The sequence below is a fragment of the Streptomyces sp. NPDC008121 genome (genome assembly GCF_042957155.1).
In the GTDB taxonomy this organism is placed as follows: domain Bacteria; phylum Actinomycetota; class Actinomycetes; order Streptomycetales; family Streptomycetaceae; genus Streptomyces.
In genome coordinates this window covers 524129-547994 of the sequence record NZ_JBIBHT010000004.1, presented here as the reverse complement: position 1 = coordinate 547994, position 23866 = coordinate 524129, and the positions used below count along the sequence as shown (strand labels likewise).

Below are 23866 nucleotides of genomic sequence, written 5' to 3'. Positions count from 1 at the left end.
CACACTTGGGTCATGACGAGCACCCAGACGGAGCCCAAGGTCGTCCGCTGTTACCTCTACGCCCGCACCGCCCGGGCCAACGCCCTCGCCATCGAGCGGCAGATCCTGGACTGCCGCGCCCTCGCGGACTCCCTGTCCAGCCAAGGCACACGACACGAGGTCGTCCGCGTCTTCGAGGACGACGGCGGCTCGGGCAACTCCGGTGACCGGCCGGGTTACACCGCGATGCTCGAGGGCCTGGAGCAGGGCGGCGCAACCGCAGTCCTGGTCTGGGGCGAAGAGCAGCTGTACCGCGACGCCGCCTTGCAGCAGGCGTACAGCGAGTTGACCGACCGCCTGGGCGTCACAACCCACAGCGTCCGATCCGGGCGGGTCGGCCGATGAGCACCGTGAAGACATCCGCCGGCCGCTGCACCCGCGCGGTCATCTATGTGCGCATCAGCCAGGACCGCACCGGCGCCCACCTCGGCGTCGACCGGCAGCGCGAGGACTGCGAAGCCCTCGCCGAGCGCAACGGCTGGGACGTCGTCGAGACCTACGTCGACAACGACCTATCCGCGTACAGCGGCAAGCCGCGACCCGACTACCGCCGCATGCTCGCAGACCTCGACGACGGCACCGCCACCGTCGTCATCGCCTGGCACACCGACCGCCTCCACCGCTCGCCGACCGAACTGGAGGAGTACATCGACCTCTCCGAGCGGCGCGGCATCAACACCCACACCTGCCAGGCCGGCCCCATCGACCTGTCCACGCCGTCCGGCCGGATGACCGCGCGCATCCTCGGCGCCGTCGCCCGGCACGAGTCCGAGCACAAGGCCGAGCGCGTCGCCCGGGCCCGCCAGCAAAAGGCGAAGGCCGGCGAATGGGGCGGCGGAATTCGCCCGTTCGGGTGGGGCCTTCCCACCGGCGAGACCCGCATCAAGGTCGACCGCGCCACCGGCGAGGAGAGCGAGGTGCCCGTCCTCGACATGGACAAGGCCGTACCCGAAGAGGCCGCGGCGATCGAAACCGGGCACGACATGCTCCTGACGGGCGGGTCGATCCGCGGCTGGGTGAAGTGGCTCGCCGACAAGGGGTACACCACGACCCGCGGCAATCCGATCGGGCACGTGGAGGCCCGGGACATGCTGCTCCGCCCGAGGAACGCCGGAATCGCCGTCTACAAGGGCGAGGAGGTCGGCAAGGGCAACTGGGACGCGATCGTGCCCGAAACGAAGCACAGGGCCGTTGCGGCGGTCCTGAAGGACCCGTCCCGGACGACGACACCCGGCGCCCAGCCGAAGTGGTTCGGCTCGCTGATCTACCGGTGCGGCATCGACCACTGCACCCAGACGATGAGGTGCACGATCGCCGGCGGCGCGAAGCGCCAGAGCTACCGGTGTCAGACCGGACACGGCGGCGCGCGGCGCGCGGACAAGCTCGACGAGTACGTTCAGGACCTGATCGTCGAACGACTGTCACTCCCGGACGCAGCGGACCTCCTGCTGCCCGGCCCGAACGACGTTGACGTGGCCGCGCTGCAGCTGGAGAGCGAGCAGATCCGGCGGCGCCTCACCGACCTGGCCGGCGCGTTCGGTGCGGGGCGCATCTCCATGCCGCAGTTCACCGAGGGTTCGGACGTTGCACGTGCCCAGCTTGAGGGCGTGAACAAGCAGCTGGCGGCCGCGGCGAAGGTCGACCCGCTCGTGCCGCTCGTCGGGGCGCCGGACGTGCGGAAAGCATGGAAGGCAATGGATCTGCAGCAGCAGCGCGGTGTCCTGCGCGAGCTGCTGGAAGTCACCGTGCGGCCGGCCCGCCCCGGCCGGATGCCGGACGGCGGGTACTTCGACTACGAGACCATCCACTTCCAATGGAAGCGAGTAGCCGGGCACTAGAGGAGTTTCTGGACCAGGTCTCGCACTTCCTGATCTGTCGCATCGCGACGTCGCGTTAGCGTAGGCGGACGTCGACGGTTGAATTTATCCACAAGGGGCTTGGGGTCCAGGTCGAGGGCGCGCGCGATTACGCGAAGCGCCGACCGCATCACATCGGGACGAGTCTTCGATCGACGCTCAAGCTCATTTTCCACTGCAGAAACCAGCATTGCCGGAAACTTGGTCTGCTTGGCTACTTCCTCGACGGTAAGCCCCTTGGCGATTCGGGCGTCCCGCACGGCGCGGGAGACACCTGCAAGGACGTCGTCACTCTCGCCCCTCTGGAGCTCCGCAGAGCGGACCACCTTGCCATCCTTGATCGTGAGCTGATCGAGGGCGGCCCCCCCGGCGAAATCGGGCTCGAAGTAGCGCACCACCCCACGCGTGAACGCCTCTCTTACGGATTCCTCGGCACCCCAAGCTGCGGCGAGCTGGATGATCTCATCATCCGTCATCCCGTCCGCGCGCCCTCCGATGATGATCTCGGCTGGCCCTAGACCCGGCACCGCTCCCTCGTGTTCTCGGTGGAAGGCCAGGGCCTTCTCGTATTCCGCAAGATAATCGCCAGCGAGATCTTTCAGTCCAACGGTTTCAACGACTCGCTCAACAATCATCTCGCGGATCACCTGGTCGGCCGCCGGGAACGCCCAAGCCGCCGATGTTACATCCCCGAGGATTACCCCAGCCTGAACCTGAATCCGCTTCAAGTATGCATGCGCATCTACCCATTTATTCACATAGAGGCGCACCAAGCTTTCCGGGAACTCTGAGGAGACGGGCAAGAGTAGTTCCTCCACCGATCGCTCGAATACCTTCCCGAAGGCCACCATCTCGTCAACCGAGATCTTCCGGGGCGGATCCCCGTTCTCAATCCGCCACACGGCCGACTGACTTAGAGGGCACCCGGCTTCCGTCACGCGGCGGGCCAGCTCGGCAGTGCTCCACCCGCGGCGCTCACGCTCGAGTCCGACATGGGCCGCCACGTTCGCCTCGCTCGCTAGGGCGGCGGGTGCTGATCGCTTCGGCATCTCAACGCCTCCCAACGCTATTCATCATGAATCAGAGGCTAGACCGGATTGACTTGAGCTGTCCAGCGGTGCTGTAGTGATCCCACTGGGATCGCCAGCCAATCCGGGAGGGATTGCTTATGGATCTCCCTGCCCTCGAGCAGGAACCGCCGCGGCTCTACACCACCGAAGACGTTGCGCAGCGCTACCGGACGGCTGCCGGCACCGTCCGGTACTGGCGACACGTCGGGTATGGCCCGAAGGGCATCAAGGTCGGCCGACGCGTTCTCTATACCGAAGCCTCGCTGCTCCAGTTCGAGCAGCGGCTCGCCGAGCAGGCCAGTAAGGAGTCGGCGTGATCGCCGACGCGGCACGTGCCGCAAACGACGACAGCGCCGCGGAGGCAACCGCGACGCCGTCTGTCGAGCACTTCAACGAATCCGCCAGCAAGCAGATCGAAGGAAGCTCTATGCCCATCATCGCAGAGGTCGCACCACTGGCCAAGCACAACCCCGGCCAGGTAGCTCGCGCCATTCCGGCCGCTGTCCGGCCAGTACCCACCGTCGACCACCTGCTCACCGCCCCTCTCGCCCAGCTGATCGCCGAGCAGGGCGTCTGCCAGGTGATCGACTCCTCGATCACCGACGAGTACTTCTGCGGCGCCGCCCTCGTCGACCGCGACGGAGCGCTCGTGCTGCACCTGCCCGTCGGACGCGACCCGCGCGAGCGGGACGAGGCGGTACGCAAGCTCATCGCCACCGTCCACGGCCTGTCCGAGGACATCTTCACCGGCCCGCTCACCACCACCGACATCACGAAGCACGCGGAGCGCTGGCTGTGACAGACGCCAAGACAGGTGCTGCGGCGGCCGGGGTTGCCCCCGGCCGCCCGGCCCGGCCCGCCGGCTACTGGGAGCGGATCGACCGCATCGTCGGCCAAGCCCCGCCCCTCTCCGATGCGCAGCGCGCCAAGCTCCGCACGATCTTCCATCAGGCCACCATCACCAAGGAGGCGGCGTGACCCCGCTGACGTCCACCGAACGCGCCCAGTTCTACGCCGCCGCCCACCATCTCGGCCATGGCGACGCCATCCGCCACGAGGCGTTCATGCTCGTCGTCGAGGTCATGGCACAGGACCCCTCCCCCTGGCACGAGTCGGATCCGTTCGCCGCCGAACGCTACCTCGCGGGCCGCGGCGCCACCCCGGCTGTCGCGGCCGAGAGGGCGGCCGCCTTCGAGCTCAGCATGCGTGCTCTCTACGGCCTCGCCACCGGCACCATCGCCACGTCGTTCGACGAGGTCGCCGCCTGGCTCGAGGCCGACGAGGACGGTGCAGCATGAGCCGCACCCCAGGGCGATGGCCCGTCGCCGCACCCGTAGGCCCGGACGCGGTTGATGACCAGGGTGCCGCGCACCTCTCGCTCGTCGCCGCCCAGGCCCGGTTCCACCTGACTCTCGGCTCGATCCGCGCCGACCTCGAGGAGCAGCCCTCGCCGATGGCCGTCCTCAACGCGGCCCGTCGGTGGAACTACGCCATCACCGCCATGGCCGACGAGGTCGCCTCGGCGCTGAAGAAGGCCGGCTAGTCGCACGGCCCGGCGCTCCGTGACGAAACGCGTGACGGAACGCCGGGCCGGGACACGGACACCAGCACCTGCTCGAAGAAGAGAGCCCCGTTCGTGAACGACACCATCGCCTTCAACCGGCTCGCCGACCTCCTCGGCAGCATGGGCGAGCGCACCCGCTACAGCGGCGGCGTGCTCCGCACCCGCGGCCTCTGCCACGGAGGCGACTCCCCCACCACCGTCGCCATCAAGCGCATCAACAACGGCGTCGCCGTCTACTGCCACAAGTGCCAGGGCAACACAGAGTTCCTCGCCGCCATCGGCTGGACCGAAGCCGACCTGTTCGACGAGCCGCTCGCCGAGCGGCCGCGAGACCGGCCGGAGAACGACACCTGGATCCCGTGCCAGGACCGCGGGCACCGGCGCGTCGCCCAGTACCTCTACCGGGACGAGAACCGTCTCGTCGTTCATGGCGTGACCCGGTGCGATCACAAGTGCTTCGCCCAATGGCGCCCCGACCCCGACGCCAAATCGGGACGCCGCTGGTCCCTCAACGACAAGCAGGGAAACCGGCTCGTCCGAACCATCCCGTATCGGCTACCGGAGCTGATCGCCGCCAAGGTTGCCGACCGGGTCATCTGGATCGCCGAGGGCGAAAAAGACGTGCACGCCCTCCTCGACCACGGCCTGGCCGCCACCTGCAATGCGGCCGGGGCCGGCCGCTGGACCCCGGAACACGCCGCCTTCCTTGAAGGCGCGGACGTCACCATCGTTGCCGACCGCGACGAGCCCGGGCAGAAGCACGCCGTGCAGGTCGTCGACACCCTTCGTGGCCTGGCCCGGTCCGTGTACGTCGTCCAGGCCCGCACCGGCAAGGACGCCGCCGATCACTTCGCGGCCGGACACGGCGACTCCGACTTCGACGAGGTATGGGCGCCCGTCCCCCACCCCGACGACCTGGCGGTGGGCCGGTGACGATCGCACCACAGTGGAAGCCGAACATCGAAACGCCCACCTGGGACAAGGGCGTGCACCCGGAAGACGCCAAGGGCTGGGACGAACCCATGCCCCTCGAACCTCCACCGGCGCCAACGCTCGACGCCACCAAACTCCGCGGCATCGGACAGATGGCCCAGGCCGTCGCGGACAGCCTCCAGGTGCCCGTCGACCTCCCGGCATGGCTCGGCATGGCCGTGGCATCGACGGCTATCGGCGGCCGTCGGTCGGTCAGCCCCAAGCCGGACTGGTCAGAGCCGGTGACCCTCTACACGATGCCCGTCGCGGCGCCGGGCGAGATGAAGTCCCCTGCCCTGTCTCTCATGGCCAAGCCGATCTTCGAGGAGCAGAAGCGCCGGCGCGAGGAGGACAAGACAGCCGTCGCCCGCGACCAGCAGGATCGACGCATCGCCGAAGCCTGTGTGTCCGACGCCGAGTCGAAGGTCATCAAGGCCAGCGACCCCGAGAAACGGAAGTCGATGCGTGCACTGCTCGACGCGGCACGCGACGACCTGGAGATGCTCGGCGAACCGAAGGTCTTCACCCAGCTCATCGCCGACGACACCACCCCCGAGGCGGCAACAGACGTGATCGCCGAGCAGGGCGAACGACTGGCCGTCCTCTCCACCGAGAGCTCGTTCCTCGGCAACGTCGGCGGCCGCTACAGCAAGAACGCCAACCCCGAAATCGTCCTCAAGGCATGGAGCCACGAACCGCACGCCGTGAACCGCAAGAGCGGCCGGCCCCTTCTCCTCGAACGCCCGAACCTCTCACTGGGACTGGCCGTGCAACCAGGGTTCCTCACGGGCATGGGCGAGACCGGCGACGTCTTCGAAGCCCGCGGCCTCATGGCCCGGTTCATCTTCTCCATGCCCGCCAGCCGTGTCGGTGACCGGGTGTACGACACGGACCCGATCCCGTCGGCGACGAGCCACGAGTGGGGTGCCCGGGTCAAGGCGATGATGGCCGCGATCTGGGACGACGAGGCATGCCGGGAGATGCAGCTGGACCGCCAGGCGAAGCTGTCGTTCCGTGCGTTCTGGGAAGCGCTGGAGCCGCGACACAAGGCTCATGGCGACCTCGCCGCCATCGAGGGCTGGGCCAAGAAGCTGCCCGGCCAGGTTCTGCGTATCGCCGCAGTCCTGACCCTGTTCGAGGACCCGGCCGCGGAGGTCGTGCCCGGTGACGTGATGGATGACGCCGTCTCACTCGTCCCGTACTTGATCGCACACGCACGCCTTGTCTCCGACCTGATGTCCTCGGAGCGGCAGTCGAAGCTTGGGCCCGCCCGTGCGGTCCTGGACTGGCTACGTCGTAAGGGAGTTGAGGGCCGGTTCTCCGCTGGGGACGTCGAGAAGGGTGTTCGAGGCCAGGCCTGGTGCACGGACATGGCCGACGTAGACGACGCCATCGACGTGCTGCTGCGCGGTGGCTGGCTGCGACAGATCGACCCGCCCGAGCGGAAGGAGGGGCAGCGAGGGCGGCCGCAGAAGCCACGGTTCGTGGCACATCCGGACGTTCAGGGCGTGGAGTCGCGGGTTATCTCCATTAATTCCATGCCTCGGGGTGCCGCCTGAGGGGCCTTGGGATTACTTCCAGGATCCCCCGTAAGCCCATTTTCAACTAACTCTAACTCTCTGTAATCAGAGTTATGGCTGCGGTCACCATCAGTCCCAGCAGCCCCCACCCTGAACGTCTCCATCGCATGGAACTAATGGAGGAAAGTCTCGTGATCCCTGCCAGCCACCCCTACGAAGCCCGCTACCGCCACGACAAGCCGGCCGGCGGCTCGTACTTCACCACCAAGCCTGTGATCGCCTGGGACGCCACCGGCACAGCGCAGGTCGCCGACGAGAAGACCGGCCAGCTGCGGGACGCCAACACGTGGAGCAACTTCGCCGGCGTCGTCAAGGGCAAGGCCCCCGTCGTCGCCGCCATCCCGGGCGGCACCTGGCGGGCCGAGTACTCCCAGGATGACGAAGGCTCTATGGCCTGGTCCGTCCTTGCCTGGCTCGTCCACAGCGACGGCGAGTGCACCCCCGTGCATTCCGACCGGGACGGGGCGGTCGACGACCCGACGACCGTGTCGAACTTCGTGCGCCTGTACCAGCCCGAAGAAGACACCGACAGCAACGGCACCGACGGCTCCTGACCGCTCATGCAACCGGCCCGGCCTGCGAATTTCGGGCCGGGCCCATCGCCCAGCACACGACAGAGGAGAGCTCCATGGCTGGAGAGACCATGATCACGATCGTCGGCAACCTGGTGGACGACGTGGAGCTCCGCTTCACTCCCGCCGGCGTCGCCGTCGCCAAGTTCCGCATCGCCTCCACCCCGCGCGTCTTCAGCAAGACCACCAACCAGTGGGAGGACGGCGAGTCCCTGTTCCTCACCTGCTCGGTCTGGCGCCAGGCCGCCGAGAACACCGCCGAGTCCCTCGCCAAAGGCGCCCGCGTCATCGCCCAGGGCCGCCTCAAGCAGCGGTCCTACGAGGACCGCGACCAGGTGAAGCGCACCGTCTACGAGCTCGACGTCGAGGAGGTCGGCCCCTCGCTCCTCCGCGCGACCGCCACGGTCACGAAGAACCCGGCGGGCGGCCAGCAGGGCCGCCAGCCGTCGACCGACAGCTGGGGTGGCGCCCAGTCCCAAAAGCAGCAGGCGCCGGCAGTCGAGGGGTGGAGCGGCCAGCCCCGTCCTACCCCTGCGGGGGCACAGTCGGCGCCCGGCCACTCCGACGAGCCCCCGTTCTGATCGCAGCGACACCGGCGACCGCGCACGTGCGCGGTCGCCGGCCTGGAGGACAGCATGATCTGCCAGTTGTGCGAACGCCACGAGACCGACGGCTACCTCTGTCCCGGCTGCTCGGCCTCGACCGCCCGGCGGCTCGACCGCATGCCCCTCATGTACACCGCCCTCGCCGCGTTCCTGGCCCCTCAGGCCAGACCCGCCCAGCACGGAAGCAGTGGAAAAGGCGGCCCCGCGCCGCTCCCCGTCTCCGAGCACGTCCTCGCCCTCCGCGGCCCTGGCGGCCTGGTCGGCGTCCTCGAGGACTGGCGCTCCGCCATGCAAGCCGACCGCGGTTGGAAGGAGCCGGCGGTCACCGGGCTCGTCGAAACGCGATTGCACCGGGCAGCCCGCGCTCTGTCCTTGAACCTGGGGTGGATCGCCGCCAGCTGGCCCATGGCCGGCACCTTCGCGGAGGAGATTCGCGACCTCGAGCGGGATGTGGCGTCGGTCGTGGGACCGCATGACCGGGCGGAACGGGGGACGCGACTCGGGAAGTGCCCGGCCGTCGACCCGTCGGGGGCGATCTGCGGCGCGGTTCTGCGGCACTACCCCGGTGAGCGGGCGGTGACGTGCCGGTGGTGCGGGTGCGCGTTCGAGCCGCACGAGTGGGGCGTCCTGCGCGAGTGGATCGACCAGGACGCCGCGAACCACGCGGAAGAGGTGGCGAGTTGAAGGCGGAATGGGCTTGCAGGGGGACACTGTGTCCCCCTAGACTGACCTGCGTGCCAACACCTAACTGGCGCGAGCGAGTCGCTGCGGAATCTCAGCGACAGCGGGAACTGCGAGAAGAGGTCGCGGCCAGCGCCCGGAGACGAGCGGAAGCGTTCGAAGAAGGCGTCCGAGAACTCGGATCCAAGAAGGCTGTCGCCCGGGAGACCGGAATCGACGTCCGCATCGTGCGACGAGTGATCAACGAGTACGGCACGGCGACTGCAACGCCAGCCGACCCCACAACCGAATAGGCAACAAGTAGGCCCCCCGGCACGGACGACTGCAACGTCCACCGGAGGGCTCCTACCCGGCACCCAGACGGCGCGCGAACGCCGATTTGGGAGCTGACCGAACACGTCCTGATCTGACCAGGAGGCTCGGCTATGCCGAATCTTATGCGGGCCCACACAACACCGTCCGCCCCACCCCGGCGCATCATCGCCGTCGGCATCACCCGCCGCCTCGACGGACGCACGATCACCGTGCGTGCCACCGAGGCCGGCGTCACCGGATCCATTACCGCCCGCGGCGGTGCGCGATGACCCAGCCCGCGCCCGTCCTCAGCGACGACACCCGCGAACTCCTCCTACAGCTCGCCGCCAAGCTCGACGCGCTCCGGCCGAACGCCGCCATGAGCGAGGGCATCCGTCTCGGTCAGGCTCTCGTGCTCGCCGAGAAGATGCACGGCCCGACCGAGGCTGCCTACGACGCCGAGCAGGACTTCCTCGTCGCGGCCCCGGCCGTTCGCGACGGCGAGACCCGCGGGGAGTACGCCGCTCAGCTGCGGCTCGTCGCGCAGGGAGTGACCCTGTGAACACCCCCGACCCGCTCGAGGGTGTGCCGGCCGAGCTCCGCGACTGGCACCAGGGCGCCCTCGATGGTGACCCGGCCGTGTGCGGCGCCCCGCAGCCGATGCAGCCCGGCTACCCGTGCATCTGGAACAAGGCCAGCCACGACCCCCACCGCGACGTGTACGGCCGCACATGGCCCAACCGCCCGGAAGAGCCGCTGTACGTCGCCCAGCCGCGCGAGCGGTCGGCCGGCGGCACGGTGACGGTTGCGACCCGTGACCACGGGGGCGTGACCCTGGTGGAGCCGTCGTGGTGCGCCGGCCACGCTGGGCAGGCGCCCGTCCGCCGCGCCGACATCGCCCACACCGGCCCCGAGCACAGTTTCGCTTTCGAGGGCGAGCAGCTCCTCGTCGCCATGCTGACCCAGCGCCCCCTCGCCGAGCACGGCACCACCACCACCGGCCTGTACGTCGAGCAGACCGGGTACGCCCGCACCCTCGACCCCACCCAACTCCGCATGCTCGCCGCCGCCCTCACCGTGCACGCCATGCACCTGCGGACGCTCGCCGGCGAGCTGGCCGCCCTCCACGCCGAGGAGGGTCGGACGCCGTGACCGAACAGAAGCTCACCGCCGGGCAGATCACCGTCCTCATCGCCGCCGTCCTGCCCATGCTCGCCGTCGGGGCCGGCGGCGGCTGGGCCACCTACACCAACGTGGCCGTCGAGTTCGGCCGCAGCGAGACCGCTATCGGCGTCGTCGCGGCCGGCGAGGGACTCGTCCTCGTCCTCGCCCTGGTCCTCGTCCTGCTCACGATGTTCGGCCAGACCGCGCCGACCGTCGTCCGGGCCGGCCTGTGGGGAGCGCCCCTCGGCGCCGCCGCGGTCGGCCTGGCCGTCGCCGACGGCGTCACCGAGTCGGTGGTCTACTGCGTGACCCCGATGGCCATGTGCGGCGCTGCCGAAGGCATCGGCCTCGTCGCCCGCCGCATCGTCATCTACCGCACGCGCCACGACGCCGAGACCGCCCGCCGAAACGCAGCCGCCGCCCGGGCCCTCGCCTTCCACCAGGCCCGCGCACGCAGCCACCCCAGCAGCCTCGCCCGCTGGCACTCCGAGCGCGCCACCTGGCGCCTCGCCCGCATCATCGGCGCGAACGACACCGAGCTGTCCACAGAACTCCTCAGCGTGCAGCGCGACCGCATCACCGAGGGAGCCGACACCGCACTCCGCACCATGATGGGCGCCCCGGCCCCAGCCCCGGCCACCCCGGCCCGCGCAGCAGCCCCTTCACGGCACTCCGCGCGCGAGGTCCTGCGCCGCCGCTTCGCCGAGATGGATCCCGAGGCCGCCATCCGCATCACCGGTGATGCGCACCCTGATGCGACCCCCGCCGAACTCGCCTCGCTGCTCGTCGAGCACGGCGTGACCGTGGACGCCGTCGACGTCGTCCTCGTCCTCGGCCGGCCCCCGGCGAGCGTCTCCGTCGAACGGGACGATGCGCCTGATGCGCGGCCTGATGCACCGCAGGTCACGCCCCTTCCGGCCCCCACGAAAGCGCGGGCGATCCTCGACGCGGCCGCCGCGCTCGGCCCCAAGCCGAAGGCCGCCGACATCGTCGAACGCGTCCAGCGCATCAACCGCATCACCGTCGATGCGCCCTACGTCCGGACCGTCCTGTCCCGGGCCAAGAAGGACGACCAGGAGCAGCCGCCCCAGCCGCGCCCGATGGAAGGCGGCTTCCTGTGATCACGTACCACGCCCTCGGCTACTACGGCCTCCTCGGGATCCCCGCGGCCCTCATCGCCGCCCGCATCCTGCCCGCCGGATCCCCGGCCCGCCGCATCGCCGCCCGCGCCGCCCTCGGCGCCCTGCTCCTCATCGCCGCGATCACCGCGCTCTCGTACTGAAGGACAGCCCCGTGAAGACCAGCCTCATCGCCGCCATCGACACCGCGTCCGCCCACACCATGGCCGCCCCCGCCGCCGTCGCCGGACAGAGCGGATCCGTCCCGATCTCCGTCCTGCTGATCCTCGCCCTGAGCGGAGCGGCCTGGTGGATGTTCAAGCACGGCGACAAGAACAAGAAGCTCCACTTGCCGCCCGCGTTCGTCTGCCTCGGCCTCGGCCTGTCCCTATCCGGCACCCAGCTCGGAACCATGATCGGCATGTTCTTCGGCAACCTCGCGCAGATGGTCGCCACCTTCGCCGGCAGCGTCTGACCCTCGTGGACCCCGAGGCCGACACCCTCGAACTGCCGCCCGTGCCCAACTGGGGGCGCGGGCGGCCCGGGTGGGCAGCGCAGCGCATCCACCCCCGCCGCATCAGCATCGGCCACCTCAAGCTCTACGGCCGGCTTCGCGGGTGGGCCCTCGCCGAGAACCACACGGCCCGAGGCAAGATCGTCGCCGCCCGTGCGTCCGGTCTCGCCTTCGGCGCTCTCATGGCCTGGCGCACGGGGAACGAACAGCCCCAGCTGCTGGCCGTCGCCGCCGGCGCCTACGCGGTAGCGGCATGGCGAGCCGGGCGGCCCGTCCCCCTCACCGAGGACGAGCTGCGGCGCCGGTTCCTCCTCGGCGTCCAGGCGCTCATCGGCGACCGGCCCGGCATCCACGTCCGCGAGCTCTACGCCGCCTTCCGGGCCCGACCGGCCGCCGCGCACCTCGACGACACCCGCCTCCGAGCGCTCCTCGTCCGGTGCGGCGTCCCGATCCAGCAGATCCGCCTCGGCGACCAGGGAGGCCGCATCGGCATCAAGGCCGCCGACATCGCCGCCCTCCTCTCCCCCACACCCGTAGACCCCCCTTCCGAGCCTGTAGACGCAGGTCAGAGCACTTCGGAAGCGGTTGTAGACCAGGCCCAGAAGGGCCGTAGACCCCACCCACAGAAGGAGTTCCCCATGACCGACCGCCACGACATCACCATCCGAGGACGCGTCACCCTCCCCGACGGCGGCACCGTCACCTGCCCCGAGTGCAGCGCCGACAAGGAGCTGACCGTCTACGGCCCCGACGGTGGCCCCGGGCACCTGATGTGCCCCGCCGGCCACCACTTCCCGCCGCCCGCGCCCATCGACCCCTACGGCCTCCTCGCGCGCGCCGTCGCCGACCCGCGCACCGAGTTCCTCGGCTGACCCACCTCATGACGCAGGGCGGCCGCAATCCGCCAAGACACCGGCCGCCCCGCTCCCCATCCCACACACGAGACAGGACCACCAGCATGGCACTGCAGACGAGCATGTCCCTCGACGAGCTCCGCCGCCGCAACGAGCAGTCGAAGGCCGCCGCCGACGCCGCGAAGAAGACCACCACCACCACCAACCCCGCGCAGGAGAAGTAGCCACGGGCTGCACGTGCGGCGCCCGCTGTCAGTGGCCCGTCGTACCGTGAACACGTCAGAGAAGTAGGACTGATTGCGGACTGGCTGCCCGCGCCGCTCGACCCGAAGCGCCCCACCGGAACAGCGCCCGGTGGGGCGCTCGTGCGAGATCATGGACCCATGAGCGAGTACGTCCAGCCGCCCGCCGGCACCCTCACCACGTCCATGGCCGCGCTCGCCGCCGGCGTCCAGCCCGCCACCATCCGCGACTGGGTTCGGCGCGGGGTCCTCACCCGCTGCGGCGGCACGCCCAAGCGGCCCGTCTACCGCATCGCCGACGTTCAGGCCGCCCGCGGAGCCGCCAAGCCGAACCGGCCCGGGCAACGCGCTGTCAACGCCGCTTGACGTGTAACGATCCGTGCGCCACGATTTGCGAGTACAGCCATGCCCACACGCAGGCTGACCCCAGACTTCAAGAAGGCCCCGACCCACACCGGTCGGGGCCTTCCGAATGTCACGAGACGATCACCCACATCCTCAGTCTGTGCACAATCCGGCAGGCTGACCCGATGCGCAGACTCACCACCACGGCCCTCGCCGTCATCTCGGCCGTCCTCCTCGCCGCTTGCGGCACCACGGCCACGCCCGATCCGGCCGCCAAGCCCAAGGCCACCCCGGCAGAATCCAAGCCTCCAGCCACCCTTAGCCCCGAAGCCAAGGCCAGCATCCGAGCCGCCGCCGGCCTCCCGCCCGACCCCGACGCCACCACCCGCCAGGCCTACCTCGACGCGCTCAACGCCATTGACCCCCGCATCATCAAGTCCGGCAAGGAAGACCAGGCCGTGAGCCGCGGCATCAACCAGTGCGGCAGCATCAAGACCACCAAGGACGAAGCCAAGCTCGCGGAGACCGCGCTGGAGCGTTTCACCGTCGGCACCCGGCTCCCCGACATCGCCACTCCCGACACCGGCCGGAAGATCGTCAAGGCGGTACACACGCACCTCTGCCCCGACTTCTAGTCAACCCCTGGCCCGGCCCGCGCAGCACGTAGGCCGGGCCGACGCATGCCCGGAGGTAGCCATGGCCAAGCGGGACGACCTGACCGCCTACGGCTACCGCAAGGCCCGCGCCCGCTTCCTCGCCGAGCAGGACGTCTGCCACATCTGCGGCCACGCCGGCGCCGACGTCATCGACCACATCACCCCCGTGAGCAAGGCACCCCACCTCGCCCGGGACCAGGACAACTGGGCCCCCGCCCACGGCGTCAACGGCTGCCCCACCTGCGGCCGGAAGTGCAACGGCGAGAAGGGCGACCGCGCCGCGCCACGCCTGATCACCTCACGCGACTGGTACGCCGGCCCCTGACCAAGGAGAGCGCCATGCTCCGGCACGACGCCAGACTCACCCTCCAGATCGCCATCACCGGCCGCAATGGCGACTGGATCACCCAGGAGCGCACCGGCCTGGCCATCCTCGTCTGCAACTGCGGCTACGACAGTGGGTGGACGGAGCTGGCCTCCATCAAGGATGAGTTCCACAAGCACATGCCCGAGCCCCTGTCCGAATGCGTCAGCTCGGAGTACTGATCCGGCCGAGGCGGGCCCGCTTCCTTTTGGAAGATCATCTTCTCAGCCCCGCGCCCAGCTTCTATTTTTCTCCCCCCGGCCCTGACCAGCCCATATGCGGTTGCTGAGCCCCGAGCCCGGGAGGTTCCCCATGGCTGCTCGCCCCCTGGAGATCGGCCCGGCCGGGGTCCACGTGGGCCAGGCCGTGACCCGGCTGCGCGAGGCCCGGGGCTGGGATCAGGAGACGCTCGGTGAGCGCCTGGCCACCCGGGGCCGGCCGATGTCCCAGTCGGTCCTGTCCCGCGTCGAGGCCGCCACGAGGCGGGTCGACGTGGACGACCTGGTGGCCATCGCCGCCGCCTTCGGGGTGCCCGTCGCTCTGCTCTTCCCCGCGGCCGCCGCGTCTCCGGCCGCCGGTGCAGCCGGTGTGCGCGGTGCGTCCACCGCTGGTGTCGTCCTCGACGAGATCGGCGCCGTGAGCGCGGCGCTCGCCGAGGACATCGAGCACCTCGGCGACCTCACCGGCATGGAGCCGACGCTGGCCGCGACCGCCGTGCGGCTGGCCGAACAGATCGACGGACGCGAGCCGGTCGAGTGCGACGAGTGCGGCACCCCGGTCCCGGTCCCTGCCGACCCGAGGATCCTGCCGCAGCTGACGCGTGAACTCCGGGCGACCGTCGCCGCGCTGCTGGAGGGACGGGCGACGGATGACGACGATGACGACGGCCTCGATGACCTCGGGGTCGTCTGACACCTGGGCGCCGCCGGCTGAGTTCGCCGCCGATCTGCTGGAGCGGTACGGCCTGACCTGCCCGCCGCGCTGGGGCACCCCGCGCAACCCCGCTTTTCCCAGCCTGGGGCCGAAGCTGTGGAAGGTGATGGCCGCGCTCGGCGCCCCGCCGATGCCGTGGCAGCGGTACGTGACCGACGTCGCCCTCGAAATCGACCCGGCCACCGGCGTGTTCGTCCACCGGGAGGTCGGTCTCAGCGTCTCCCGCCAGCAGGGAAAGACGGAGCTCACCCTCGGCGCACAGGTCCACCGCGCCCTCGCGTTCCCCCGGCAGAACATCATCTACGCCGCGCAGACCCGGGGCATGGCCCGGCAGCGCTGGGAAGATGAGTTCTGGGAGAAGATCAGCGGCTCGCCGCTGGCCAAGCGGGCCCGGATCCGCAAGAGCAACGGCAACGAGGCGATCCTGTGGGGCCCGACCCGCTCACGCATGGGCATCACGGCCAACACGGAGAAGGCCGGCCACGGCCCGCCGCTCGACCTCGGGTTCATCGACGAGGCGTTCGCCCACGAGGACGACCGCCTGGAGCAGGCGTTCAGCCCGGCCATGCTGACCCGGGCGATGGCCCAGCTGTGGTGGGCGAGCGCGGGGGGCACCGAGAAATCGGTGTGGCTGAACAAGAAGCGGGCCAAGGGCCGCGAGCTCATCGAGGCTCTGTGGGCGGCGCTCGCCGAGGACGCCGCAGCGCCCCGGCCGCGCGCGGCCTACTTCGAGTGGTTCGCTCCCGAGGACATGCCCCGGGACGACCCGGCAACCTGGTACGCCACGCTGCCCGCGCTCGGGTTCACGGTGACCGAGGAGACGATCCGGGCCGAGCTGGAGAAGCTCGACCCGGCCGAGTTCGACCGGGCCTATCTGAACCGCACCCGCCGGGCCTCTCCGCCTGACGATCCGAACGTCCCCAAGACGGCCTGGCCCGGGCTCACCGATCCGGCTTCCCGGCCGGCCGCCGGGGAGATGGCGCTGGCCGTGGACGTCTCGCAGGACCGCAAGCACGCGTCCATCGGGGCTGCGATCAGGCGCCCCGACGGACGCGTCCATCTGGAAGTCGTCGACCGGCGCGCCGGTACGGACTGGGTGGTGCCCGCGGTCGCGCGGCTCGCCGAGCTGTGGCGGCCGCTGGTCGTGGCGGTTGCCTCGTCCGGTGCTCCGGCCGGCTCGCTGATCGACGACTTCACCACGGCCGGGATCACCGTCCCGGAGGACAAGGACAAGCCGCACCGCGGCCACCTGGTGGTGATGCGGCACGGCGACATGACCGAGGCGTGCGGCCAGCTGGCCGACGCGCTGAACCAGAGCACGGTGGCGCACATCGACCAGGCCCCGCTCACGGCCGCCGTCAGCGGCGCCCGCACCCGCCGGGTCGGCGACGCCTGGGTCCTGGACCGCACCGCGTCCCTGGTGGACGTGGCGCCGCTGATCGCCGTGACCGAAGCCCGCTGGGCGCTGCTGGCCAAGGGGCCCGCCGTGCTCGACGACTACGACGCGCTCGACAGCGTGCTGTGAGGAGGTGGCGGTATGCCACGGTGGACGAGGGCGCTTACCGCGCCGTTCCGCCGGTTCGGCGAGGTGGCGAAGCGGGCGATCACGTCCCTTCCGTGGAGTGCGGGCGGCCCGTCGACGGTGACGGTGTCGACCGCGAACGCGGTGTCGCTGGTCCCGGTGTTCGGGGCCGTGCGGCTGATCGCCGACAACGTCTCTTCCCTGCCGCTGCAGCTGTTCCGCCGGGACGGCTCCTCGCGGGAGCCCATCAGCTTCGTCCCCGCGCTGTTCTGGGCACCGGACGCGTTCGGCGACCTGGTGACGTGGCTGCACAAGTGCGTCGTCTCGATGGCGCTGCGCGGCAACGCCTACGGACTGATCACGCAGCGGGATCCGCTCGGCTTCCCCACGATGATCGAGTGGCTGAACCCTGACGACGTCTGGGTCGACGAGTACAACCCGGTCAAGCCCGTGTACTACTGGCAGGGCCGCGAGGTCGACCGGTCCCTGATCGTGCACATCCCCTGGGTGGTGATGCCGGGCAGGGTCGTGGGCCTGTCCCCGGTCGCCGCGTTCGCGCACACCATCGGCGCCGGCCTGGCGGTCACCGAGTACGGCCGGTCCTGGTTCCGCAACGGCGGCACCCCGCCCGCCGTGCTGAAGAACGGCAGCAAGGCGATCAACCCGGACGAGGCCGAGGAGATCAGCGACCGGCTGTCCTCCCGCATCCGGGCGCGTAAGCCGCTGGTCATCGGCTCGGACTGGGACTTCACCGCCCTGTCCGTCAGCCCCGAGGAGTCGCAGTTCGTCGAGTCGATGCGGCTCAACGCCACCCAGATCGCAGTCATCTACGGCGTCCCGCCGGAAAAGGTCGGCGGCGAGTCCGGCGGGTCTCTCACCTACTCGACGGTGGAGCTGAACTCCCTCGACTTGGTGAACACCACGCTGCGGCCGTGGCTGGTGCGCCTGGAGTCGACGTTCAGCAGGCTCATGCCGGGCCGGGAGTACGTCCGGTTCAACATCGACGCGATGATGCGCACCTCCACCCTCGACCGCTACAACGCGCACGGCATGTCGCTGGCCCAGGGCTGGCGCAACCGGGACGAGGTCCGCGCGCTGGAGAACCTCTCCCCGCTCCCGCCCGGGCAGGGCGGCGACATCTACGGGGCACTGCCCGCCGCACCGGCTCCGCCGGCCGCGACCGCCGAGAACCAGGAGGACTGACATGGGCGACGCAGAGCGCCGCTTCACCCGCGGCCTGGTCGAGGTCCGCGCCGACGAGGACCAGGGCGGCGGCCGCCGCATCGGCGGGTACGCCGCGAAGTTCAACAAGCTCTCCCAGAACCTGGGCGGCTTCGTCGAGCGGATCGACCCCGGCTTCTTCGCCAAGAGCGAGGGCGACGGCTGGCCGGACGTGATGGCCCGCTACAACCACGACGACAACCGGCTCCTCGGCACCACCGAGGCCGGGACGCTGCGCCTGGCCGTCGACGGCACCGGCCTGGATTACGGCGTCGACGTGCCCGCCTCCCGGGAAGACGTGTACGAGCTGGTCCAGCGCGGCGACGTCCGCCGCTCCAGCTTCGCGTTCCGCACGTTCTCCGACGACTGGGGCCAGACCGAGGACGGCTTCCCGCTGCGCACGCTGCTGTCCGGCGCGCTGGTCGACGTCGCCCCGGTCAACGCCCCCGCCTACATGGACACCTCCACCGGTCTGCGGTCGCTGGCGGACAAGGCCGGCGCCGACCTGGAGGAGGTCCGGGCCGCCGCCGAGGCCGGGGACCTGAAGAAGTTCCTGACCGGCACGACGCGCGTTGTCATCGACCTGGCGCCGGACGTGCCGGACCTGAAGGACATGATCCGCAAGTTCGGGACCACCGAGACCACCGAGTTTCCGCACAGCGGGCAGGGCGAAACCCACCCGCTGATCGCGGTACGGCAGCGGCGCGCCGAGCTGATGAAGCGCCGCACCTTCTGAGGCAGGGCGACACCCACCTCGACATCCCATCCCCCTGACACCCCGGCCACACCGGCCCGCGGGTGTCGTCGTCATGCCCAAGGAGGGCGACGTGCCCCGCTTCATCCAGCAGATCCAGGAACGGCGCAACAGCGCCTGGGAGCAGGCCAAGGCCCTGCTCGACACCGCCGAGGCCGACAAGCGCGACCTGACCGCCGAGGAAGAGCAGACCTACCAGCGGCTCAACTCCGAGATCGACCAGATCGACGAGCGGGTGAAGACCCTCCTCGACGCCGAGCAGCGCACGGCCGACGCCGACAAGGCGTTCGCCACGCTGCTCGGCCAGCCCGTCACCGGCCCGGACAAGGACAAGAGCAACGACCAGCTGCGGGCGTTCCTGCGCGGCGAGGCCCGCTCCTACACCATCGTGCCCGAGGGGCCGGTGGACTACCGCGCCCTGGTCAAGGGCACGGCGTCGGCGGGCGGCAACCTGGTCCGCACCTCGTTCTACAACCGCCTCATGGAGTTCATGATCGAGTCCTCGGCGCTGCTGTCCGCCGGGCCCACGGTCCTGAACACCGACAGCGGCGAGCCGATCGAGATCCCGATCGTCACCTCCTTCACCACCGGCGCCCTGGTCGCCGAAGGAGCGCAGATCCCGACCTCCGAGCCCGCGTTCGGCAAGCGGACCCTCGGCGCCTACAAGTACGGCGCGCTGATGCAGGTGTCCACCGAGCTGCTGACCGACAGCGCCGTGGACCTGGAAGGCTTCCTCGCCCGCCAGGCCGGCCGCGCGCTCGGCAACAGCTTCGGCACGGCGGCCATCACCGGCACCGGGTCGAACCAGCCCGGCGGCCTGGTCACCTCCGCCACAGCGGGCGTCACCGGCGGCACCGGCGTGGCCGGCGCGCCGACCGCCGACAACCTGATCGACCTCTTCTACAGCGTCATCGCGCCGTACCGGAACAGCCGGTCGGCCGGATGGATCATGGACGACACCACCATCGCCGCCGTCCGCAAGCTCAAGGACGAGAACGGCCAGTACCTGTGGGCGCCGTCCCTGCAGGCCGGCACGCCGGACACCCTCCTGGGCAAGCCGGTGTACACCGACACCAACGTCGCCGCCATCGCGCTCAACGCGAAGTCGGTCATCTTCGGCGACATCTCCGCGTACTACATCCGCTTCGCGGGCGGCGTGCGCTTCGAGCGCTCGGACGACTTCGACTTCGACAACGACCTGGTGACCTTCCGGGCGCTGCTGCGCGCGGACGGTGTCCTGGCCGACCAGACCGGCGCCGTCAAGTACTTCGCCGGCGGCGCGAGCTGACCGCCGCGGGGGCCGCCGCGCGCGGCCCCCGCCCGTCCCCTCAGGAAGGGCACCCCATGAAGATCCGCATGAAGGTCACGCTGTCCGGCACCCGCAACGGCCAGAAGTGGCCGGCCGCGGGCGAGACCGCCGACCTGCCGACCGCCGAGGCCGCTCACCTGGTCGCCTCCGGCATCGCCGAGGAAGCCGACGAGGACGTGACCGAAGACGTGGACGAGGACCGGACCGCCGACCAGGACGACACCGAGACGGCCACGGCCCCGCCCGCCGACGAGGACACCCGGGCGCCGCTCACCACCGAGACGGCCACGCCTCTCGTCCCCGGCGAGAAGCGCGCCCCGCGCGCCCCGCGCAAGCCCCGCGCCGCGGGCGACTCCAAGGAGTAGACCGTGGCCAACGAGTACGCCCAGCTGGCCACGCTGAAGGCGATGCTGAACGTCGAGACCGACGACGCCAGCCGTGACGTGCTGCTGTCCAAGGCCCTGACCGCCGCCTCGCGCAGCATCGACCGTGCCTGTGGCCGCCGGTTCTGGCTCGACGAGGCGGCCTCCACCCGCATCTACAAGAGCGCGGGGCGGGTCGTGTGCGACGACGCCGGGGAGCGTCTCCTCGTCGACGACATCGGCGGCGCCAGCATCACGGTGGAGACCGGCTCGGGCGGCTCGTGGACCACGGTCGCGCTCACCGACTGGGAGACGTGGCCGGACAACGCTCTGGTCCGGGACCGCCCGGTCACCGCGATCGGGAAGCTGTCCGGCTACTGGCCCGGCGGCACCGGCCGTGTCCGCGTCACCGCCCAGTGGGGGTGGCCTGCCGTCCCGGAGGACATCGAGCAGGCCACCCTCCTGCAGGCCTCCCGCCTCTACAAGCGCAAGGACAGCCCGGAAGGTGTCACGGGGTCCGCCGAGTGGGGTGTGGTCCGCCTCTCCCGCCGGGACCCCGACGTCTGGGCGCTCATCGAGCACTTCATCCTGCCCGGCTTCGGATAAAGGGGGCGCTCCATGGACATCTTCGCCATCCGCCAGGCCCTCGCCGACGCCGCCCGCGCGGTCGTTCTGCCCGCAGGCGTGGCCAAGCTGACCAGCACGGCGCACGTGCCGGACGCGGTCAGCGCCCCGCACTTCTTCGTCGCCGAGTACGAGATCGAGTTCGACAAGGCGATGCGCCGTGCGCTCGACCAGATCCAGTTCACCGCCCGGATCCTCGTCGGCCGCGCCGACGAGCTGTCCGCACAGCGGCTCCTGGACTCGATGCTGTCCGGCTCCGGCCCGACCTCGCTGAAGACGGCCATCGAGGTCGCCCGCGGCGCCCCCGGCGAGTACGCGCTCGGCGGCCTGGCGCACGACCTGCACGTACTGCGGGTGCAGGGCAACCGCCTCTACGAGCACGCCGGCACCCAGTACATCGGCGCCGAGATCGTCATCAAGGTCATCGGAGAGGGGAGCCCCTGATGGGCAAGCAAATCCTGCTCGACTGCCGTCTGTTCGCGGTGGGCGCGGACCTGTCCGGCGCCTCCAACAAGATCGAAATTACGGCGGAGCACGAGGACAAGGACGCCACCAACTACCGCAGCGGCGGGTGGAAAGAGGTCCTCGGGGGCCTCGCGTCCTCGGAGATCAGCGGCGAGGGCCAGTGGGAAGCCGGGGACCCCGCCCGCGTCGATGACGCGTCCTGGGCCGCGTTCGGCGGGACCGGCCCGTACACCGTGTGCCCCACGGACTCCGTGGTCGGCGCGGTCGCCTATCTCACCCAGGGCATGCGCTCGGCATTCTCCTTCGGCGATGCGGTCGGCGAGGTCGCCCCGTGGTCCGGGACCGTCAAGGGGTCCTGGCCCGTGGCGCGCGGGCAGATCGCGCACCCTCCGGGCCTGGCCCGCACCGCGAGTGGCACCGGGACCGCGCTGGACCTGGGCGCCGTCGCGGCCGGGCAGCGGCTGTACGCCGCGCTGCACGTCCTCTCCGCGTCCGGCACCACGCCGTCCGTCACCGCGCGGGTCGAGTCCGACGTCGACGGGACGTTCGCGTCCCCCACCACGCGCGCCACGTTCACCGCGGCCACCGCCGCCGGCGGGCAGATCCTGCGCACCGACGGGACCGCCATCACCGACACGCACTACCGGGTCGCCTGGACGATCTCCGGCACCACGCCGTCCTTCATGTTCGCTGCCTCACTCGGAATCAGGTGATCCCCCATGGCCAAGATGGTCCTGCTCGCACAGTTCCTGTCCCTCAACGGCACCGACCTCAGCGAGTACATGCGCAAGTGCGAGGTAAGCGTCGAGGTCGAGGACAAAGACGTCACCACCTACGCCTCGCTCGGCTGGAAGCAGGTCCTCGGCGGCCTGAAGAGCGGCGAGCTCTCCATCGAGTTCCTCCAGGACGTCGCCGCCACCGAGATCGACAGCATCATGTGGCCCCTGCTCGGCACGGTCGTTCCCTTCGTGACCCGCCTCGACCAGTCCGCCGCCGGCGCCTCGAACCCGGCCTACTCCGGCAGCGTGCTCATCAAGGGCTGGAACCCCGTCGAGGGCTCCGTCGGCGACGAGGCGTCCGTATCGGTCAGCTACCCCACGTCCGGAGCCGTGACCCGAGCGGTGGCCTGATGCCCTCCTCCGGGCCGCCGTTCGAGCTGTCCTGTACCCATGAGGGCCTGGACGCCCTGGTGCGTGCGATCCGCGCCGAGGCGGACGGCAAGCAGCTGCGCAAGGACCTCGCGAAGAACATGCGCGACGCGCTGCGCCCGGGGGCGGCCCAGGCCAAGAGCGGCATCATGGCGATGGCCTCGTCCGGCGCGGGCACCGGCGCCGGCCTGCGGTCCGGCATCGCCAAGAAGATCCGCCCGGAGGTCAAGCTCGGCGGCCGCTGGTCCGGTGCCCGAGTGAAAGCGTTCAAGACCCCGGGGCTCCGGGGCTTCGCCAACGCCCCCAAGCGCACGAACCGCCGTGACGGCGGCTGGCGCACCCTCACCTACGGCCGTGAGCCGTGGCGCACTCAGTTCGGCAAGAAGGGCTGGTTCGACGAGTCGTTCGTCAACGACGCCGACCGCTACCGCCAGGCCGTCCACGAAGCGATGGAAGACATGGCCCGGCGCCTTGCTGCGCGGGGCGACGGATAGGAGCACGATGTTTCTGATCTACCAGCCCGAGGGCCAGGACGAGCCGACCCGCTACCGCTACAACCCCCGCCGCGGCCTGATGGCCGTCGAGCGCGAGGACATCGAGCGCCGCACCGGCATGACCTACTCGGAGTTCACCCAGCACGTCCTCAAGGGCTCCTCGGTGTGCCGCCGCGCGCTCCTGTACGTCTTCCTGCGCCGCGAGCACCCCAAGACCCGCTGGGAGGACGTGGATTTCCAGTGGGACGAGCTGAAGCTGGAGTACTCCCGCCAGGAGTGGCAGCAGATGCGCGACGGGGCCGTCGAGCGGCTGCACGGCGAGGAGCTGGCCGCCGCCCTGGAGATGTTCGACCAGAACATCGCCGAGGCGATCGATGACGCCGAGGAGTCGGGAAAAGCGAGTCTGCCGGTCGCCGACTGAGCCAGCTCGGCAACGCGGCCCACCTGCTGGGGGTCAGGCCCGACGACTGGGCCCGCTTCACCGTCGAGGAGACCGACGCGCTCCTGGACTGGCTCGACGCCTACAAGGCCGCGCAGGACGAGG

General features: G+C 70.4%; 36 protein-coding genes. 35 read left to right on the top strand and 1 reads right to left on the bottom strand.

Features of this window, described 5'->3' with window-relative positions; genetic code table 11:
• Window positions 1–12 precede the first annotated feature (12 nt).
• Both ACFZBD_RS16905 and ACFZBD_RS16900 read left to right on the top strand, forming a co-directional pair.
• Window positions 13–384, top strand: a complete 372-nt coding sequence (locus ACFZBD_RS16905) for a recombinase family protein (RefSeq protein WP_391140306.1) — start codon at window positions 13–15, stop codon at window positions 382–384.
• Window positions 381–1877, top strand: coding sequence for a recombinase family protein (locus tag ACFZBD_RS16900; RefSeq protein WP_391140304.1), 1497 nt, complete (start codon window positions 381–383; stop codon window positions 1875–1877). Before ACFZBD_RS16905 ends, ACFZBD_RS16900 begins: the two co-directional genes overlap by 4 nt.
• Here the strand turns inward: ACFZBD_RS16900 and ACFZBD_RS16895 are convergent.
• Complete coding sequence (locus tag ACFZBD_RS16895) at window positions 1874–2944, bottom strand: helix-turn-helix domain-containing protein (RefSeq protein WP_391140303.1); 1071 nt, start codon at window positions 2942–2944, stop codon at window positions 1874–1876. The genes ACFZBD_RS16900 and ACFZBD_RS16895 overlap by 4 nt on opposite strands.
• A 119-nt stretch (window positions 2945–3063) precedes the next feature.
• Here ACFZBD_RS16895 and ACFZBD_RS16890 point away from each other — a divergent pair, with 119 nt between their 5' ends.
• From ACFZBD_RS16890 to ACFZBD_RS16730, 33 genes are all read left to right on the top strand, one after another.
• A complete protein-coding gene (locus ACFZBD_RS16890) occupies window positions 3064–3282 on the top strand; it encodes a helix-turn-helix domain-containing protein (protein WP_391140301.1) in 219 nt (72 codons plus the stop codon).
• 110 nt (window positions 3283–3392) lie between these two features.
• Entirely contained in the window at window positions 3393–3764 is a 372-nt protein-coding gene (locus ACFZBD_RS16885; RefSeq protein ID WP_391140299.1) for a hypothetical protein, read from the top strand.
• Entirely contained in the window at window positions 3761–3943 is a 183-nt protein-coding gene (locus tag ACFZBD_RS16880) for a hypothetical protein (protein WP_391140298.1), read from the top strand. The genes ACFZBD_RS16885 and ACFZBD_RS16880 overlap by 4 nt, the downstream gene beginning before the upstream one ends.
• Window positions 3940–4263 carry a hypothetical protein gene (locus tag ACFZBD_RS16875; RefSeq protein ID WP_391140297.1) on the top strand — a complete coding sequence of 108 codons (324 nt, stop codon included), beginning with the start codon at window positions 3940–3942 and terminating at the stop codon, window positions 4261–4263. The genes ACFZBD_RS16880 and ACFZBD_RS16875 overlap by 4 nt, the downstream gene beginning before the upstream one ends.
• Window positions 4260–4508, top strand: a complete 249-nt coding sequence (locus ACFZBD_RS16870; protein ID WP_391140295.1) for a hypothetical protein — start codon at window positions 4260–4262, stop codon at window positions 4506–4508. Before ACFZBD_RS16875 ends, ACFZBD_RS16870 begins: the two co-directional genes overlap by 4 nt.
• A gap of 93 nt (window positions 4509–4601) precedes the next feature.
• Window positions 4602–5462 carry a toprim domain-containing protein gene (locus ACFZBD_RS16865; RefSeq protein WP_391140293.1) on the top strand — a complete coding sequence of 287 codons (861 nt, stop codon included), beginning with the start codon at window positions 4602–4604 and terminating at the stop codon, window positions 5460–5462.
• Entirely contained in the window at window positions 5417–7060 is a 1644-nt protein-coding gene (locus tag ACFZBD_RS16860) for a DUF3987 domain-containing protein (protein ID WP_391140292.1), read from the top strand. The genes ACFZBD_RS16865 and ACFZBD_RS16860 overlap by 46 nt, the downstream gene beginning before the upstream one ends.
• Before the next feature lie 152 nt (window positions 7061–7212).
• Window positions 7213–7635, top strand: a complete 423-nt coding sequence (locus ACFZBD_RS16855; RefSeq protein ID WP_391140290.1) for a hypothetical protein — start codon at window positions 7213–7215, stop codon at window positions 7633–7635.
• Between the two features lie 74 nt (window positions 7636–7709).
• On the top strand, window positions 7710–8234 hold the full coding sequence (locus ACFZBD_RS16850; RefSeq protein WP_391140289.1) for a single-stranded DNA-binding protein: 525 nt from the start codon (window positions 7710–7712) through the stop codon (window positions 8232–8234).
• Between the two features lie 54 nt (window positions 8235–8288).
• A complete protein-coding gene (locus tag ACFZBD_RS16845; RefSeq protein WP_391140287.1) occupies window positions 8289–8942 on the top strand; it encodes a hypothetical protein in 654 nt (217 codons plus the stop codon).
• Between the two features lie 422 nt (window positions 8943–9364).
• Window positions 9365–9523, top strand: a complete 159-nt coding sequence (locus tag ACFZBD_RS16840) for a hypothetical protein (RefSeq protein WP_391140286.1) — start codon at window positions 9365–9367, stop codon at window positions 9521–9523.
• Complete coding sequence (locus tag ACFZBD_RS16835) at window positions 9520–9795, top strand: hypothetical protein (protein WP_391140285.1); 276 nt, start codon at window positions 9520–9522, stop codon at window positions 9793–9795. Before ACFZBD_RS16840 ends, ACFZBD_RS16835 begins: the two co-directional genes overlap by 4 nt.
• Window positions 9792–10385, top strand: coding sequence for a DUF6907 domain-containing protein (locus tag ACFZBD_RS16830; protein ID WP_391140283.1), 594 nt, complete (start codon window positions 9792–9794; stop codon window positions 10383–10385). Before ACFZBD_RS16835 ends, ACFZBD_RS16830 begins: the two co-directional genes overlap by 4 nt.
• Window positions 10382–11518 carry a hypothetical protein gene (locus tag ACFZBD_RS16825; RefSeq protein ID WP_391140282.1) on the top strand — a complete coding sequence of 379 codons (1137 nt, stop codon included), beginning with the start codon at window positions 10382–10384 and terminating at the stop codon, window positions 11516–11518. The genes ACFZBD_RS16830 and ACFZBD_RS16825 overlap by 4 nt, the downstream gene beginning before the upstream one ends.
• Window positions 11515–11679, top strand: coding sequence for a hypothetical protein (locus tag ACFZBD_RS16820; RefSeq protein WP_391140281.1), 165 nt, complete (start codon window positions 11515–11517; stop codon window positions 11677–11679). The genes ACFZBD_RS16825 and ACFZBD_RS16820 overlap by 4 nt, the downstream gene beginning before the upstream one ends.
• Window positions 11680–11690: 11 nt before the next feature.
• Window positions 11691–11990 (top strand): hypothetical protein, encoded by a 300-nt coding sequence (locus ACFZBD_RS16815; RefSeq protein ID WP_391140280.1) that lies wholly within the window; start codon window positions 11691–11693, stop codon window positions 11988–11990.
• 5 nt (window positions 11991–11995) lie between these two features.
• Window positions 11996–12901, top strand: a complete 906-nt coding sequence (locus ACFZBD_RS16810) for a hypothetical protein (RefSeq protein WP_391140279.1) — start codon at window positions 11996–11998, stop codon at window positions 12899–12901.
• 365 nt (window positions 12902–13266) lie between these two features.
• The gene (locus ACFZBD_RS16805) at window positions 13267–13491 is read left to right on the top strand and encodes a hypothetical protein (protein ID WP_391140278.1); all 225 of its coding nucleotides are present in this window, start codon (window positions 13267–13269) and stop codon (window positions 13489–13491) included.
• 164 nt (window positions 13492–13655) lie between these two features.
• On the top strand, window positions 13656–14105 hold the full coding sequence (locus ACFZBD_RS16800; protein WP_391140277.1) for a hypothetical protein: 450 nt from the start codon (window positions 13656–13658) through the stop codon (window positions 14103–14105).
• 61 nt (window positions 14106–14166) lie between these two features.
• Window positions 14167–14451: an HNH endonuclease gene (locus tag ACFZBD_RS16795; protein ID WP_391140275.1), complete on the top strand. Its 285-nt coding sequence runs from the start codon at window positions 14167–14169 to the stop codon at window positions 14449–14451.
• Between the two features lie 14 nt (window positions 14452–14465).
• Window positions 14466–14672 carry a hypothetical protein gene (locus tag ACFZBD_RS16790; RefSeq protein ID WP_391140274.1) on the top strand — a complete coding sequence of 69 codons (207 nt, stop codon included), beginning with the start codon at window positions 14466–14468 and terminating at the stop codon, window positions 14670–14672.
• Between the two features lie 130 nt (window positions 14673–14802).
• Window positions 14803–15402, top strand: coding sequence for a helix-turn-helix domain-containing protein (locus tag ACFZBD_RS16785; protein WP_391140272.1), 600 nt, complete (start codon window positions 14803–14805; stop codon window positions 15400–15402).
• A complete protein-coding gene (locus ACFZBD_RS16780) occupies window positions 15359–16948 on the top strand; it encodes a terminase large subunit domain-containing protein (protein WP_391140271.1) in 1590 nt (529 codons plus the stop codon). Before ACFZBD_RS16785 ends, ACFZBD_RS16780 begins: the two co-directional genes overlap by 44 nt.
• Window positions 16949–16960: 12 nt before the next feature.
• On the top strand, window positions 16961–18148 hold the full coding sequence (locus ACFZBD_RS16775) for a phage portal protein (RefSeq protein WP_391140270.1): 1188 nt from the start codon (window positions 16961–16963) through the stop codon (window positions 18146–18148).
• Window position 18149: 1 nt separating this feature from the next.
• On the top strand, window positions 18150–18902 hold the full coding sequence (locus tag ACFZBD_RS16770; protein ID WP_391140268.1) for an HK97 family phage prohead protease: 753 nt from the start codon (window positions 18150–18152) through the stop codon (window positions 18900–18902).
• Between the two features lie 91 nt (window positions 18903–18993).
• A complete protein-coding gene (locus ACFZBD_RS16765; RefSeq protein WP_391140267.1) occupies window positions 18994–20208 on the top strand; it encodes a phage major capsid protein in 1215 nt (404 codons plus the stop codon).
• Between the two features lie 56 nt (window positions 20209–20264).
• Window positions 20265–20594, top strand: coding sequence for a hypothetical protein (locus ACFZBD_RS16760; protein ID WP_391140265.1), 330 nt, complete (start codon window positions 20265–20267; stop codon window positions 20592–20594).
• A gap of 3 nt (window positions 20595–20597) precedes the next feature.
• Entirely contained in the window at window positions 20598–21197 is a 600-nt protein-coding gene (locus ACFZBD_RS16755) for a phage gp6-like head-tail connector protein (protein ID WP_391140264.1), read from the top strand.
• 12 nt (window positions 21198–21209) lie between these two features.
• Window positions 21210–21659: a hypothetical protein gene (locus ACFZBD_RS16750; RefSeq protein WP_391140262.1), complete on the top strand. Its 450-nt coding sequence runs from the start codon at window positions 21210–21212 to the stop codon at window positions 21657–21659.
• On the top strand, window positions 21659–22393 hold the full coding sequence (locus ACFZBD_RS16745) for a hypothetical protein (protein ID WP_391140261.1): 735 nt from the start codon (window positions 21659–21661) through the stop codon (window positions 22391–22393). Before ACFZBD_RS16750 ends, ACFZBD_RS16745 begins: the two co-directional genes overlap by 1 nt.
• 6 nt (window positions 22394–22399) lie before the next feature.
• Window positions 22400–22810: a hypothetical protein gene (locus tag ACFZBD_RS16740; protein ID WP_391140260.1), complete on the top strand. Its 411-nt coding sequence runs from the start codon at window positions 22400–22402 to the stop codon at window positions 22808–22810.
• On the top strand, window positions 22810–23322 hold the full coding sequence (locus tag ACFZBD_RS16735; protein ID WP_391140258.1) for a hypothetical protein: 513 nt from the start codon (window positions 22810–22812) through the stop codon (window positions 23320–23322). Before ACFZBD_RS16740 ends, ACFZBD_RS16735 begins: the two co-directional genes overlap by 1 nt.
• 7 nt (window positions 23323–23329) lie before the next feature.
• Complete coding sequence (locus ACFZBD_RS16730; protein WP_391140257.1) at window positions 23330–23743, top strand: hypothetical protein; 414 nt, start codon at window positions 23330–23332, stop codon at window positions 23741–23743.
• The last annotated feature ends 123 nt before the right edge of the window (window positions 23744–23866 follow it).